This window comes from Pseudomonas sp. FSL R10-1350, from assembly GCF_009600525.1.
Classification (GTDB): Bacteria; Pseudomonadota; Gammaproteobacteria; order Pseudomonadales; family Pseudomonadaceae; genus Aquipseudomonas; species Aquipseudomonas helleri.
Genome location: NZ_WIVR01000033.1, coordinates 39,680 through 54,326, shown reverse-complemented (window position 1 = coordinate 54,326; position 14,647 = coordinate 39,680). Strand labels below are relative to the sequence as shown.

The window sequence follows — 14,647 nt, the reverse complement described above, 5'->3', positions numbered from 1 at the left end:
GACGCAGCGGGCGAGTGAGATTGGGGAGTTGTTGCCGCATCGATGGCAACCGGCTTAGTTGCGCAAGACGGGATGCCTGACCGCTTACCTTGCAGCTCACAGCTCACAGCTCACAGCTCACAGCTTGCAGCTCACAGCTCACAGCTCACAGCTTGCAGCTTGCAATGCGCCAATTCCCCCGAGCAATGTTAAGGTTCGCCTTTGGATTTTGCTTTCTCCTAAGGATGCCGTCATGCCGGTTACTACGTCTCTCAATGCAGGTTTTATGGTGGTCCACGGTAACCGCCTTGATGAGTTACGCAGCCTGGTCGTGAGCTGGATGCGCCTTTACCCCTTGGCGCCTCTGGAGAACGAAATTGCTCTGGTGCAGAGCAACGGTATCGCCCAATGGCTAAAGCTGGCTCTGGCTGAAGATGCTCAAGATGATGATCTGGGCGGCTGCGGTATTGCGGCGGCAGTAGACGTGCAACTGCCCGGCAGTTTCATGTGGCAGTTGTATCGGATGGTACTAGGCAGCGAGGAAATCCCCGCCAAATCGCTGCTCGATAAAGCGCCCCTGACGTGGCGTCTTATGCGTTTGCTCCCGGCCCTTATCGATCAGCCGCACTTCGAGCCCTTACAGCGCTTTCTGACTCACGACACCGATCTGCGTAAACGCTATCAACTGTCAGAACGCTTGGCCGATCTGTTCGACCAATATCAGGTTTATCGCGCAGACTGGCTGGAAGACTGGGCCGCCGGTCGCCATCAATTACGCAATGCCCGAGGTGAAAGCCCAGCCTTAAGCCCTGCCAACTGCTGGCAAGCCGAACTATGGCGAGCCTTGCTGCTCGACGTTGGCGAGGAAGGCATGTCGCAAAGCCGTGCCGGGGTTCACCAACGTTTTATCGAGAAGATAAACAGCCTCGAACAAGCACCGCCCGGCCTGCCTTCACGGGTGATCGTTTTCGGCATTTCGTCACTGCCCGCTCAAGCGCTGGAAGCCTTGGCAGGGCTCGCACGTTTTAGCCAAGTCCTGTTGTGTGTGCACAATCCTTGTCGCCACCATTGGTCTGACATCGTTGCGGACAAAGATCTGCTACGCCATCAGTACAAACGCCAAGCACGCAAAGCCGGGATGCCCACAGCGCTGGATCTCGACATCCTTCACCAACACGCGCATCCACTGCTTGCTGCGTGGGGTAAACAAGGTCGCGACTACATTAACTTGCTCGATAGCTACGACGATCCCAACAGCTATCGCAGTGCGTTTCGTGATGGTCGCATCGACCTGTTTAGTGAAGTTGAGCCACGCAACCTGCTCAATCAACTGCAAGACGACATTCTTGAGTTGCGCCCCCTTAACGAAACCCGCGAGTTATGGCCCTCAGTCGATTTAGAAACAGATCACTCCATCCGCTTCCACATTGCCCATAGTGCGCAACGAGAAGTCGAGATCCTTCACGACCAGTTACTAAAGCGATTTAGCGACAACCCGGACCTGCAACCGCGCGATGTGATCGTGATGGTGCCGGACATCGACAGCTACGCTCCGCATATCCGCGCCGTGTTTGGTCAGATCGAGCGCGACGACCGTCGCTTCATCCCCTACACCCTGGCCGACCAAGGTCAGCGCGGCCGTGACCCGCTGCTGATTGCCATTGAGCACCTGCTCAAATTGCCTGACAGCCGTTTCCCGGTCAGCGAAATTCTTGACCTGCTGGACGTTCCGGCCTTGCGGGCCCGCTTCAACGTGCAAGAGCGTGATTTACCGACGCTGCACCGTTGGATCGAAGGCGCAGGCATTCGCTGGGGGCTCAATGCACAGCAGCGTGCAGGTCTCGGCTTGCCGACTGACCTGGAGCAAAACAGTTGGCGGTTCGGCTTGCGCCGCATGCTGCTGGGTTATGCCGTCGGCAGTGGTGAAGCCTGCGATGGTATTGAGCCTTACGATGAAATCGGCGGCCTGGATGCGGTATTGATCGGCCCGTTGGTGGCCCTGCTTGATGCTCTGGAAATCGCCCACCAAGAACTGTCGCAACCGGCATTACCGCAGCAATGGGGCGAGCGCCTGCAAGCGTTGATGCAGTTGTTCTTCCTGGCCGAAACCGAGCACGACGACTACTTGCTGGCCCAGCTCGAGGAGCTGCGTGAGACCTGGCTCGAAACCTGTGAACTGGTTGGCCTGCAAGACGAGTTACCGTTAACCGTGGTACGTGAAGCCTGGTTGGCGGGCCTTGACCAAGGCAAGTTGTCTCAGCGCTTTCTCGCCGGGGCCGTCAACTTTTGCACCCTTATGCCGATGCGTGCGATCCCCTTCAAACTCGTCTGCCTGCTTGGGATGAATGATGGTGACTACCCACGTGCGCAGCCGCCGCTGGACTTCGACTTGATGGGCAGTGACTATCGCCCAGGCGATCGTTCCCGCCGTGAGGATGACCGCTACCTACTGCTTGAGGCGCTGTTGTCTGCCCGCGAGCAGCTTTATATCAGTTGGGTAGGGCGCAGTATTCGCGACAACAGCGAGCGTCCGGCCTGCGTTTTGATTGGCCAATTGCGCGATCACCTTGCCAGTGGCTGGCACCTTCAAGCGGGCCATGACCTGCTTGAAGCCATGACTCAAGAGCACCCGCTGCAGCCCTTCAGCACGCGTTACTTTCACGAAGGTGATCCTCGCCTGTTCAGCTATGCCCGTGAATGGCAACAACTGCACGAACCGCAGGCTGCGCCAGCGCTGCCCGGAACACTCGCGGCCCACGCGCAGGATGAGCCTTTAAACCTTACTCAGTTGCAGGACTTCTTGCGAAACCCTGTGCGCCACTTCTTTAGTCAGCGTCTGAAAGTCTTCTTTGAAGCGGCTGAAGTACCGCTGGAAGATGAAGAACCTTTCGTGCTCGACGCGCTGCAGCGTTACACCCTCAGCGACAGCCTGCTTGAAGCGGCCCTCGCTCAGCCAGATCAGCCGGAACAGGCTTTAGAGCACCGCGCCCGACGCCTGCAAGGCAGCGGTTTGTTACCGATGGCAGGCTTTGGTGAGTGCCTGCAACACGAACTGATTGAGCCACTCCCCGATGTTTTGCAGCGCTACCAACAGCTTCTGGCTTTGTGGCCAACTCCGCTCAATAGCGCGCTGCCGGTGAGTTTTGAAGGTCACGGGCTGATACTGGAAGGGTGGCTGAGCAATCTGCATCAACGCAGTGACAACGGCCTACTGTCCATCACCACGATTCCTAACAGCATTGGGGCGATTAAAACGCGCAAATGGCATCGTCTGACGCGCTCATGGGGCAAACACCTGGTGGCTTGCGCCAGTGGCCTGGACATGTCCACTGCCCTGGTTGCCAGTGATGACACCTTGCTGCTCGCCCCGCTAAGCCCCGACCAGGCCCGCGATATTCTGGGTAATTTACTCATGGCCTGGAAGGTCGGCATGGGCCGTCCGCTGCCCGTTGCAGTAAAAACGGCGTTCGCCTGGCTGGCCCAAAGCGATCCGGCCAAGGCCGATGCCGCCGCGCAAAAAGCCTACGAAGGTGACGGTCAAACCAGCGACGGCGAGCGCCGTGAAAGTGCAGCACTGGCGCGCCAGTTCCCCGATTACGCCGCATTGATGGCCGACGGTGAATTTGAAGACTGGTGCGATGCACTCTATCGCCCACTCTTTGATGCGCCTTGGCGCTCATTAAACAGCGAGGAGTCCCGCTAATGAGCGAGCAAAAAGTACCTTTAGCGTTGGCTTTTCCCCTACGTGGCAGCCAACTGATCGAAGCCAGCGCCGGGACCGGCAAAACCTTCACCATCTCGGCCCTCTACCTGCGCCTGATCTTGGGCCATGGCGGCGCCGAGACCGGGTTTGGTCGTGAGTTATTGCCCCCGCAAATTTTGGTAGTGACCTTCACCGACGCCGCCACCAAAGAGCTACGTGATCGCATCCGCACTCGGCTCGCTGAAGCGGCGCGGTTCTTCCGTGACGAAATCAAGGCCCCGGATGCGCTGGTTGAACAACTGCGCGACGAGTTCCCGCCTGAGCAGTGGGCCGCCTGCGCTGGCCGCCTCGACATCGCTGCGCAATGGATGGATGAAGCTGCCGTTTCAACGATCCACAGTTGGTGCCAACGCATGCTGCGCGAGCACGCCTTCGACAGTGGCAGCCTGTTCACCCAAACCCTCGAAACCGACCATAGCGATTTGCTCGGCGAAGTGCTGCGCGATTACTGGCGACTGTTCTGCTACCCCATGCACGGTGACGCGCTGAACTGGGTACGGGCTAACTGGGGCGGCCCTGGCGCTTTAATGCCACGTGTTCGCGCCTTGTTTGGCAGCTCTCGTCCTACTGCAAATGCAGAACAAACCCCGGCTGAGATCATTGAAGCCTGCTTGCAAGAGCGTCGTCAGGCGCTGTCACAGCTCAAAACCCCGTGGTTGCAATGGGCTCAAGAGCTACGCGATATCTGCCTGCAAGGCGTGGCCGCCAAAGCCGTTGACGGTCGGAAAATGCAAGCGCGTTACTTCGAACCCTGGTTTGAAAAGCTCAGCGCGTGGGCGTCTGACGAGTCCCAAGAGCAACTTGATCTGGGCACCGGCTTTACCCGCCTGACACCAGACGGCATGGCCGAAGCCTGGAAGGGCGAACCCCCTCATCACCCTGGGCTGGACGCCATGGCCGGGCTGAAAACAGCGCTGGATGCATTGCCCAGCCCTGATGCTGCCGTGCTGGAGCACGCAGCCCGCTGGGTGAGCGCACGCTTTGAAGCAGAAAAGCGCCGCCGTGCCGAGATGGGCTTTGATGACATGCTGCTCAGGCTCGATGCCGCACTGCAGGCTGAGGCCGGTGAGCGATTGGCGACCTTGATCCGCGAGCAATTCCCTGTCGCGTTGATCGATGAGTTCCAGGACACCGACCCGGTGCAGTACCGCATCTTCGAAACGATCTACCGCATCGAAGACAACACCCCGGAAACGGGCTTGTTCCTGATCGGCGACCCCAAACAGGCGATTTATGCCTTCCGTGGCGCGGACATCTACACCTACTTGCGCGCCCGTCAGGCCACCAGTGGCCGGCTGCATACGCTGGACACCAACTTTCGCTCCAGTCATGCCATGGTCGAAGCGGTCAACCTGGTCTTTGAGCGGGCCGAGCAGCGAGACACCGGGCGCGGCGCTTTTTTGTTCCGTGACGGCGCTGAAAACCCGGTACCTTTTGCTCCGGTTAAATCCTCGGGGCGCAAAGACACGTTGCAACTGGATGGCCAGCCCATCACGCCTTTAACATTTTGGCAATTGCCATCCGAGCAGCCCGTCTCGGGCATCGTGTATCGCCAGCAACTAGCGGCGGTGTGTGCCAGCCAAATCGTCGAGTTGCTCAATGGCGGGCAACAAGGTCGCTGTGGCTTCGCCAGAGAAGGCCAGACCTTAAAAGGTCTATTGCCCGCTGACATTGCCATTTTGGTCCGCGACGGTAAGGAAGCTCAGGCCGTACGGCGAGAATTATCAGCACGGGGTGTACGCAGCGTTTACCTGTCGGATAAGGATTCGGTCTACGCCGCGCAGGAAGCCTACGATGTCTTGGCCTGGCTCAAAGCCTGCGCCGAGCCGGACGTTGAGCGCCCGCTACGCGCCGCTCTGGCCTGCATCACCCTGGACTTACCGCTGATCGAACTCGAACGCCTGAACCAGGACGAGCTGGCCTGGGAGCGGCGCGTCATGCAGTTCCGGGGCTACCGCGAAACCTGGCGTAAACAAGGTGTACTCGCCATGTTGCGCCGCCTGTTGCATGACTTTGAATTACCTCAGGCCTTGATCGCCCGCCCGGACGGTGAGCGCGTGCTGACCAACCTGTTGCACCTGTCGGAACTGTTGCAGCAAGCCGCTGCGGAACTGGATGGCGAGCAAGCCTTGATCCGGCATTTGGCCGAACACCTGGCCTTGTCCGGGCAAGCGGGCGAAGAACAAATCCTGCGCCTTGAAAGCGATGAACAGTTGGTCAAAGTGGTGACCATCCACAAATCCAAAGGCCTGCAATACCCCTTGGTATTTTTGCCGTTTATCTGCTCGACCAAACCTGTGGATGGCAGCCGTTTACCGCTGCATTACCACGATGCGCAGGGCAACGCTCACGTCAGCCTGAAGCCGACGCCCGAGCTGATCACTCAAGCGGATGACGAGCGTCTGGCCGAAGACCTACGCTTGCTTTACGTGGCGCTGACGCGTGCCGAGTATGCTTGCTGGCTGGGCGTTGCCGATCTTAAACGCGGCAACAACAATCGTTCGGTCCTGCACCTTTCAGCTTTGGGCTACCTGCTGGGCGGTGGTGCGCTGTTGGCCGAGTCCACGGCGTTGGAACGCTGGCTGGCTGATTTGCAGCAAGATTGCACGGCGATCCAGTACGGCCCCGTTCCAGCCGTCAATGATGACCGTTTTTACCCACCGCTCAATCAGGCCACCTTGCTCAAACCGTTGGTGCCGACGCGCCGTGCGGCAGAAAACTGGTGGATTGCGTCCTACAGCGCATTGCGCATTGGTGACAGCCTCAGCCCTGCCGAAGCCCCGGACAGCGCCCTGGCGCAAAAACTCTCGGACGATGAACGACTGGACCCGGACGCACCGCGTGATGTGTTACTCAGCGGTGGCGATATCCACCGATTCCCGCGTGGGCCAAATCCCGGGACCTTCCTTCACGGCTTGCTGGAATGGGCGGGCAGTGAAGGCTTCAACGCCGATGCCGACACCGTCAAAGACGCCGTAGCCCGGCGCTGTAACCGACGCGGCTGGCAAGGCTGGATCGACACCCTGAGCGACTGGTTGCAGCATCTGCAGCATGAGCGGTTGCGTCTGAATAACGGCCAACCTGCTGTGGTACTGAGTGGACTGAACCAGTATCAAATCGAAATGGAATTCTGGTTCGCCAGCCACAAAGTCGATGTCTTGCAACTGGACCAGCTCGTGCGCGAACACACCCACGGCGGCGCGGCGCGAGCGCCTGCTGAGCCGAGCCTGCTCAATGGCATGTTCAAAGGCTTTATCGACCTGACATTCGAACACGAAGGCCGGTACTACGTGGCGGACTACAAATCCAATTGGCTGGGTGACGACGATTCGGCCTACACCGAACAGGCGATGAACACCTCGATTCTGGACAACCGCTACGACCTGCAATACGTCTTGTACCTGCTGGCCCTGCACCGTCAACTCAAGGCCCGCCTGGCGGATTACGACTACGACCAGCACATGGGCGGCGCGCTGTACCTGTTCTTGCGTGGCACGCGCTCGCAAAGCCAAGGGGTGTTTTTTGCCCGACCACCCAAACAATTGATCGAAAGCCTGGACTTGCTGTTCCAGGGCAAACCGCAGCTCAAACCCGCTGAACCGGCGTGGGAACAGGGAGTGTTGTTATGAGTCGTTCGTTTGCCGAACTGTTGCCCACGCCACTAACGGCCGAAAGCCTGGCCCAACTCCAGCCCTTGAAACACGCCGCCGATTTGCTGCTGTTGCTTGAGCGTTGGGTTGAGCGCGGCTGGCTGCGCGCACTGGACAAAGCCTTTGTTGCGTTTTTGCATGAACGCGACCCTCAGGGCGACCCATTGGTGCTGTTGGCCGCGGCCCTGACCAGTCACCAGTTGGGCCACGGCCACGTCTGCCTCGACCTGTTTGAAACCCTTAAACAACCGGACTTCGCGCTGTCATTGCCGCCCGAAGGCGACCCGCAAACCGGTGCCATGTTGTTGCCCTCGCAACTGCTTGAGGCGCTGGATGGCGATACTTGGTGCAAAGCCCTACAGAACAGCGCGTTGGTTGAGCAGGCGGGCGAGCCATCGGCCGACTCGTCGAGCCGCCCTTTGGTGCTCTGCGAACGTCGTCTGTACCTACGCCGCTATTGGGCCTATGAGCGACGAATCGACAGCGCATTGCGCCAGCGTCTTTCATCTTCCGAACCCACGCCGGCCGATTTGCCTGCGCGGCTGAATGGGCTTTTCGGTGCTGCGCAGGGCAATGCGCCGATTGACTGGCAAAAACTGGCCTGCGCGTTGGCCACACGCGGTGCCTTCAGCATCGTCACAGGCGGCCCGGGTACCGGCAAAACCACCACCGTGGTGCGTTTACTGGCGCTTCTCCAGGCCCCGGCGGTTGAAGCGGGCGCTCCCTTGCGAATTCGCCTGGCAGCGCCCACGGGCAAAGCGGCTGCGCGCTTGACCGAGTCCATCAGCCTGCAAGTTAAATCGTTGGAAGTGGACGACAAGGTTCGGCAAAAAATCCCCAGTGATGTCACCACCGTTCACCGCTTGCTGGGCAGCCGCCCCGGTACGCGGCATTTTCGGCATCACGCTGGCAATCGCCTGCCGCTGGACGTATTGGTCGTCGATGAAGCCTCGATGATAGACCTTGAAATGATGGCCAACCTGCTGGACGCATTACCCGAACATGCCCGACTGGTGCTTCTGGGTGACAAGGACCAGTTGGCCTCGGTCGAGGCGGGTGCGGTATTGGGCGATTTGTGCCGCGATGCCGAAGCGGGCTGGTACACCCCGCACACCCGTGAGTGGCTGGAGCGCGTCAGCGGTGAAAACCTTGCCGCCAGCGGCTTGCAACAAGACCTCGACGGCACTCACCCGCTGGCTCAGCAGGTGGTCATGCTGCGCCATTCGCGGCGCTTCGGTGAAGGCAGCGGCATCGGCCAACTGTCGCGCCGGGTCAACCAGCAACTGCCGCAAGAAGCTCGGGCGCTGTTGACGGCGGGTACTTACCCCGACCTCTTTGCCTTGGCGCTCAAGGGCGAGCAAGACCGGGCCTTCGAGCGTCTGGCGCTGGAAGGCCTAGGGGCAGAGGCCAAAGGCTATCGGCATTATCTTGAGGTTCTGCGCGATCAGCGTCCGCTCGCGGCGGCTGGCCTTGAAGACCCCTGCTGGGCCGCGTGGGCCGGCAAAGTGCTGGAAGCCTTCGAAGCGTTTCAGGTGCTGTGCGCCGTGCGTAAAGGGCCGTGGGGTGTTGAAGGCCTGAACGAGCGAATTACCCGAGCCTTGTTCGCTCGCAAGCTGATTGACAGCGACCAGCATTGGTACGAGGGGCGGCCGGTGCTGATGACCCGTAACGACTACGGCCTGGGGCTGATGAACGGCGACATTGGTATTGCCCTCAAACTGCCCGAGCAGGACGGCCAGAGCCAACGCCACGTCTTGCGCGTGGCCTTTGCGCGCAATGACGGGCAGGGCGGCATCCGCTTTGTGCTGCCAAGCCGTCTGAATGATGTGGAAACCGTGTACGCCATGACCGTGCACAAATCCCAAGGCTCTGAGTTTTCGCACACCGCGCTGGTACTCCCCGAAGCGCTTAACCCCGTGCTGACCAAAGAGCTGATCTACACCGGGATCACCCGTGCCAAACACTGGTTCAGCCTGGTTGAACCTCGTGCCGGGGTCTTCGAAGAGGCTGTGCAGCGCAAGGTCAAACGCCTGAGTGGCCTGATGTTGGGCTTGGGGTGAGCGCCCTGAAAAGGGACGAACTGAGCCGGCAATAAGGCGACCGGTATCACAGCCCCTAGACGGGCTGTGGTATCGTTTCGACATTATTCTTGGAATGAATACAGAGATTTCCTGCATGGATGTGGCTGTCTCATCGACAGAGCAGCGTTTTGGAGGGTGGCTGCGATGCCTTTCTCTTTGCCTGTTGCTGTTCAGCACTCCCTGCCTGGCCCAACCTGACGCTTCCGTTAATCTGGCGGATCAGCGCGCCAAGGCTGTGACCCAAGTGGTGCTCGGCATCCTCAGTTATGCGCGTTGGCCTGCCGAGCCCGCCCAGTTGGAACTGTGCGTGATCGGTCCTACCGAATTCACCGACGACTTACTCAAAGGTACGACTCAATCCAGCGGCAGGCCGGTGCATGTCACTCGTTTGCTGGCGAACAATCCGGCAATTGCCACCGCCTGTCACTCCGTCTATCTGGGCAAATTAAGCACAGAAGAGCGCACCTACGTGTTCGACATCCTGGCTGGCCAAGCCGTGCTGAGCATCAGTGAAGAGGTTAGCCAGTGCACGGTCGGCAGTTTGTTTTGCCTGAACGTGCGCGATGATCAAGTAGCGTTTGAAGTGAACCTCGACTCGGTTGCCCGCAGCGGCGTGCGTATTCACCCCAGCGTGTTGCAACTGTCACGCCGTCGGGTCGAACAGCCATGAGCCTGATCAAGCGTTCTCGTAACCGTCGCAGGTTGCGCTCGGTGTTGCGTCGTGGGCATTTGAGCGTGGCCTTGGTCGCCGTGGTGCTGGCCAGCCTTTCATTGACGCTGTTGGGCATCCTTGCGCTTAAGGTGTACGCCGATCACAACCTGCATTTGATTGCGCGGGCCATCAACTACACCGTCGAGGCCGCCGTGGTGTTTGATGACAAAACGGCTGCGTCCGAAGCGCTGGCCATGATCGCGTCCACCGAAGCCGTGGCCGAAGCCAAAATCTACAACGTCGAGGGTGAGTTGCTGGCCTACTGGCGCCGTCCGGAAAGCGGCTTTCTGTCGCGGGTCGAAATGCTCTTGGCCAATGGTTTGCTCGAACAGCCGATTAGCGTGCCGATTGAGCATCAGGGCAAGCAGGTAGGGGCGGTTATCGTCAGCGGGCACGGTGCCAATGTGTTGCGCTTTTTGCTCAGCGGATTGTTTGGCGTCATCGTCTGTACCGCACTCAGCGCCTGGAGTGCGCTGTACTTGTCGCGGCGCTTGCTCAATGGCATCACCGGGCCTTTGCACAAACTGGCTGAAGTGGCCCACGCTGCACGCAGTGAACGAGCTTTCAACCGCCGCGTGCCCTCTGCGCAGATTGCTGAAATGGACAGCCTGGGCAATGACTTCAATGCATTGCTGGACGAGTTGGAGTCTTGGCAAAGCCACCTGAAAAGCGAAAATCAGGCGCTGGCGCATAAGGCCAGCCATGACTCGCTCACCAATCTGCCCAATCGCGCCTACTTTGCTGCGCGGCTGGCGCGAACCCTGCGCTCGACCAACCCGGCCAACGATAAAGTCGCCGTGCTGTTTCTCGACAGCGACCGCTTCAAAAACATCAATGACACCTACGGCCATGCCGCCGGTGATGCCGTCCTGGTCGCCGTGGCCACCCGCGTGCGCGCGCAATTGCGCGAAGACGACGTGGTCGCGCGTTTTGGCGGTGACGAATTCGCCATCCTCCTGGCGCCGCTGTATCACGTTGAAGACGCCCAGCGCATCGCCGACAAGATTATTGCCAGCATGCAGGAGCCGGTCGAGTTGCCCGGTCACATCAGCATCGTGACCTCGCTCAGCATCGGCATCGCCGTTTATCCCGAACACGGTGCAACCCCGGACTTGCTGCTCTGCGCAGCGGATGCGGCGATGTACCAAGCCAAACGCCTCGCCCGGGGCGGACAACATCTTGCCGAGTCGGAGTACTCGCCAACCCCGCTATTACCAGGAGCTTAACCCCCATGCATACAGTCACTCGTCGCTACCAACAACTGTTCGGCGTTGTCTGGTTAATGGCCGTGCTGGTCTTGACCGGCTGCCAGACCGCCGCCCCGCAAAAAGGCCTGAGTGCCGCGCAGATCGCCGTGTTGAAGGAACAAGGTTTCCAACTGACCGACGAAGGCTGGGCGTTTGACCTGTCGGGCAAGGTGCTGTTTGGCAGTGACCTGGATGCCCTCAACCCGCAAAGCCAGCAAGTCGTTGAGCGCATTGGCCGTGCTTTGCTGGGCGCCGACATCCCGCGCGTGCGGGTAGACGGGCACACTGACTCTTCGGGGCAAGAGTCCTACAACCAACAACTGTCAGTGCGCCGTGCCAGCAGCGTGGTCAAGGCACTGACCAAAGTCGGCATGCAGCCTGAAAACATCCAGACCCGTGGATTGGGCAGCAGCGCCCCCGTGGCCTCCAACAAAACTCGCGCCGGACGCACCGAAAACCGCCGCGTCTCGATCATCGTCATTGCCGACTAGCCCCCCGTTGGAACACCCGTCTACGACAGCAACAGGCCACCGATAATCGACAGCATCCCCCAATCGGTTCCCTCTCCTTCGGGAGAGGGCTAGGGTGAGGGAGGGCTTTTAAATCAAGAGCCAGTCAAGACTCCGCAAATCTCAACGCCCGCGTCTCCCCAAGCAGCAGCGGCGCATTCAGCTCCGTCACGTTGCGGATGTAATCCCACAGCAGCGTGATCCGTTTCAACTTGCGCAGATCCTCCCGGCAGTACATCCAGAACTGCCGTGTCAGGTTGATTTCATCGGGCAGCACCGGCAATAAACGCGGGTCTTGCGCCGCCAGAAAGCACGGCAAAATCGCCAGCGAGCGCCCTTGCTGCGCCGCCACGTACTGCGCGATCACGCTGGTGCTGCGCAAGTTAGCGCTGGCGCCAGGCAGTACGTTGGCCAGGTACAGCAACTCGGAACTGAATGCCAGATCGTCGACGTAGCTGATAAACGGATGCTCGGCCAAGTCGGCAGCCCGGCGAATGGGCGGGTGCTGGTCCAGGTAGTCCTGGGTGGCGTACAACTGCAAACGGTAGTCGCACAGTTTGCAGCACACATAAGGCCCGTGTTCCGGGCGCTCCAGCGCAATCACGATATCCGCCTCACGCTTGGACAGGCTGATGAAGTGCGGCAGCGGCAGGATATCCACCGAGATGGCCGGGTAGGTATCGACAAAATGGCTGAGTTGCGGGGTGATGAAAAAGCTCCCGAAACCCTCGGTGCAGCCCATGCGCACGTGCCCCGATAACGCCACGCCAGAGCCGGACACTTGCTCGCAGGCCATGTGCAGCGTGCTTTCAATAGACTCGGCATAACCCAGCAAACGCTGGCCTTCGCTGGTCAGCGTAAAGCCATTGGTGCGCGACTTTTCGAACAGCAACGTGCCCAGGGCGGCTTCCAGCGAGCTGATGCGCCGTGACACCGTCGTGTAGTCCACGGCCAGGCGCTTGGCCGCGCTGCTGGCCTTGCGGGTTCGGGCTACCTCGAGAAAAAACTTCAGGTCGTCCCAGTTCAATGCGCTTAACGATGTGATGTTTTTTTGCATGTTTGACCGGCTTTTATGTGCGTTCTTATTAGAAGAACGCACACCTATACTCCAAAAACAGTCCTGCGACCAATCTGGACGCCCGCCCCTGTCGTTTACGGGCTCATAAAAATAAATTCGGAGACTTCCATGAACGTTTCTACCACCCCGTACCAAAATGCCCGCCTGCTGATTGATGGCGAATGGGTCGAGTCGCAGACCACCGAGTGGCACGACATCGTTAACCCGGCCACTCAGCAAGTGCTGGCCAAAGTACCGTTTGCCACCCCTGATGAAGTCAACGCCGCCATTGCGGCCGCGCAACGCGCTTTCCAGACCTGGAAGCTCACGCCCATCGGCGCGCGGATGCGCATCATGCTCAAGTTGCAGGCGCTGATCCGCGAACACTCCAAACGCATCGCCACCGTCCTCAGTGCTGAACAAGGCAAAACCATTGCCGACGCCGAGGGCGATATTTTCCGTGGCTTGGAAGTGGTCGAACACGCGTGCTCCATCGGCACCTTGCAAATGGGCGAATTCGCAGAAAACGTTGCAGGCGGCGTCGATACCTACACCCTGCGCCAACCTATCGGCGTGTGTGCGGGCATTACCCCTTTCAACTTCCCAGCCATGATCCCGCTGTGGATGTTCCCGATGGCCATTGCCTGCGGTAACACCTTTGTTCTCAAACCTTCCGAGCAAGACCCGCTGTCGACACTGATGCTGGTCGAGCTGGCGCTGGAAGCGGGCGTGCCGCCGGGTGTGCTCAACGTGGTGCACGGCGGCAAAGCGGTGGTAGACGCGCTCTGCACCCACACCGACATCAAAGCCGTGTCGTTTGTCGGCTCAACCGCCGTCGGCACTCACGTCTATGACCTGGCCGGCAAGCACGGCAAGCGTGTGCAGTCGATGATGGGCGCGAAAAACCACGCCGTGGTACTGCCGGACGCCAACCGTCAGCAAACCCTCAATGCACTGGTCGGCGCCGGTTTTGGGGCGGCCGGCCAACGCTGCATGGCCACCTCGGTGGTGGTGCTGGTGGGCGCGGCCAAACAATGGCTGCCTGACCTCAAGGCGCTGGCGCAAAACCTCAAGGTCAACGCGGGCAGCGAGCCGGGTACGGATGTCGGCCCGGTGATTTCCAAGCGTGCGAAAGAACGCATCCTGGGGCTGATCGAAAGTGGGGTCAAAGAAGGTGCGGTACTGGAACTCGATGGTCGCAACATCAGCGTGCCGGGCTTTGAAGACGGCAACTTTGTCGGCCCGACCCTGTTCTCGGGCGTGACTACCGACATGCAAATCTACACTCAGGAGATCTTTGGCCCGGTGCTGGTGGTGCTCGAAGTCGATACCCTCGACCAGGCCATTGCTCTGGTCAACGCCAACCCGTTCGGCAACGGCACCGGCCTGTTTACCCAAAGCGGTGCGGCGGCGCGCAAGTTCCAGAGCGAAATCGACGTGGGCCAGGTCGGCATCAACATTCCGATCCCGGTGCCGGTGCCGATCTTCAGCTTCACTGGCTCGCGCGGCTCCAAACTCGGCGATCTGGGCCCGTACGGCAAGCAAGTGGTGCAGTTCTATACTCAAACCAAGACGGTCACCAGCCGCTGGTTCGACGATGACAGCGTGAATGATGGCGTCAACACCACCATCAATCTTCGTTGAGGGCA

At 59.7% G+C, this 14,647-nt stretch carries 8 protein-coding genes; 7 read left to right on the top strand and 1 reads right to left on the bottom strand.

Annotated elements, in window-relative coordinates:
- Positions 1-232 precede the first annotated feature (232 nt).
- The 6 genes from recC to GHO25_RS15545 all read left to right on the top strand — a co-directional run bounded on the left by recC (position 233) and on the right by GHO25_RS15545 (position 11,923).
- Positions 233-3,682 carry an exodeoxyribonuclease V subunit gamma gene (gene recC, locus GHO25_RS15570; RefSeq protein WP_153391175.1) on the top strand — a complete coding sequence of 1,150 codons (3,450 nt, stop codon included), beginning with the start codon at positions 233-235 and terminating at the stop codon, positions 3,680-3,682.
- Entirely contained in the window at positions 3,682-7,371 is a 3,690-nt protein-coding gene (recB, locus tag GHO25_RS15565) for an exodeoxyribonuclease V subunit beta (RefSeq protein WP_153391174.1), read from the top strand. The genes recC and recB overlap by 1 nt, the downstream gene beginning before the upstream one ends.
- Positions 7,368-9,452 carry an exodeoxyribonuclease V subunit alpha gene (gene recD, locus GHO25_RS15560; protein WP_153391173.1) on the top strand — a complete coding sequence of 695 codons (2,085 nt, stop codon included), beginning with the start codon at positions 7,368-7,370 and terminating at the stop codon, positions 9,450-9,452. The genes recB and recD overlap by 4 nt, the downstream gene beginning before the upstream one ends.
- A 115-nt stretch (positions 9,453-9,567) precedes the next feature.
- Complete coding sequence (locus GHO25_RS15555; RefSeq protein ID WP_153391172.1) at positions 9,568-10,143, top strand: YfiR family protein; 576 nt, start codon at positions 9,568-9,570, stop codon at positions 10,141-10,143.
- Complete coding sequence (locus tag GHO25_RS15550) at positions 10,140-11,411, top strand: diguanylate cyclase domain-containing protein (protein WP_048373006.1); 1,272 nt, start codon at positions 10,140-10,142, stop codon at positions 11,409-11,411. Before GHO25_RS15555 ends, GHO25_RS15550 begins: the two co-directional genes overlap by 4 nt.
- Positions 11,412-11,416: 5 nt before the next feature.
- Positions 11,417-11,923 (top strand): OmpA family protein, encoded by a 507-nt coding sequence (locus GHO25_RS15545; RefSeq protein ID WP_048373004.1) that lies wholly within the window; start codon positions 11,417-11,419, stop codon positions 11,921-11,923.
- Between the two features lie 124 nt (positions 11,924-12,047).
- Here the strand turns inward: GHO25_RS15545 and GHO25_RS15540 are convergent, their stop codons facing one another.
- Entirely contained in the window at positions 12,048-12,998 is a 951-nt protein-coding gene (locus tag GHO25_RS15540) for a LysR family transcriptional regulator (protein WP_048373003.1), read from the bottom strand.
- A gap of 129 nt (positions 12,999-13,127) precedes the next feature.
- Between GHO25_RS15540 and GHO25_RS15535 the strand changes: the two genes are divergently transcribed.
- Positions 13,128-14,642, top strand: a complete 1,515-nt coding sequence (locus GHO25_RS15535; RefSeq protein ID WP_153330090.1) for a CoA-acylating methylmalonate-semialdehyde dehydrogenase — start codon at positions 13,128-13,130, stop codon at positions 14,640-14,642.
- Positions 14,643-14,647 lie beyond the last annotated feature (5 nt).

Coding starts and splice junctions, on each gene's coding strand:
- recC (WP_153391175.1), top strand. CDS start 233: ATGCCGGTTACTACGTCTCTCAATGCAGGTTTTATGGTGGTCCACGGT.
- recB (WP_153391174.1), top strand. CDS start 3,682: ATGAGCGAGCAAAAAGTACCTTTAGCGTTGGCTTTTCCCCTACGTGGC.
- recD (WP_153391173.1), top strand. CDS start 7,368: ATGAGTCGTTCGTTTGCCGAACTGTTGCCCACGCCACTAACGGCCGAA.
- GHO25_RS15555 (WP_153391172.1), top strand. CDS start 9,568: ATGGATGTGGCTGTCTCATCGACAGAGCAGCGTTTTGGAGGGTGGCTG.
- GHO25_RS15550 (WP_048373006.1), top strand. CDS start 10,140: ATGAGCCTGATCAAGCGTTCTCGTAACCGTCGCAGGTTGCGCTCGGTG.
- GHO25_RS15545 (WP_048373004.1), top strand. CDS start 11,417: ATGCATACAGTCACTCGTCGCTACCAACAACTGTTCGGCGTTGTCTGG.
- GHO25_RS15540 (WP_048373003.1), bottom strand. CDS start 12,998: ATGCAAAAAAACATCACATCGTTAAGCGCATTGAACTGGGACGACCTG.
- GHO25_RS15535 (WP_153330090.1), top strand. CDS start 13,128: ATGAACGTTTCTACCACCCCGTACCAAAATGCCCGCCTGCTGATTGAT.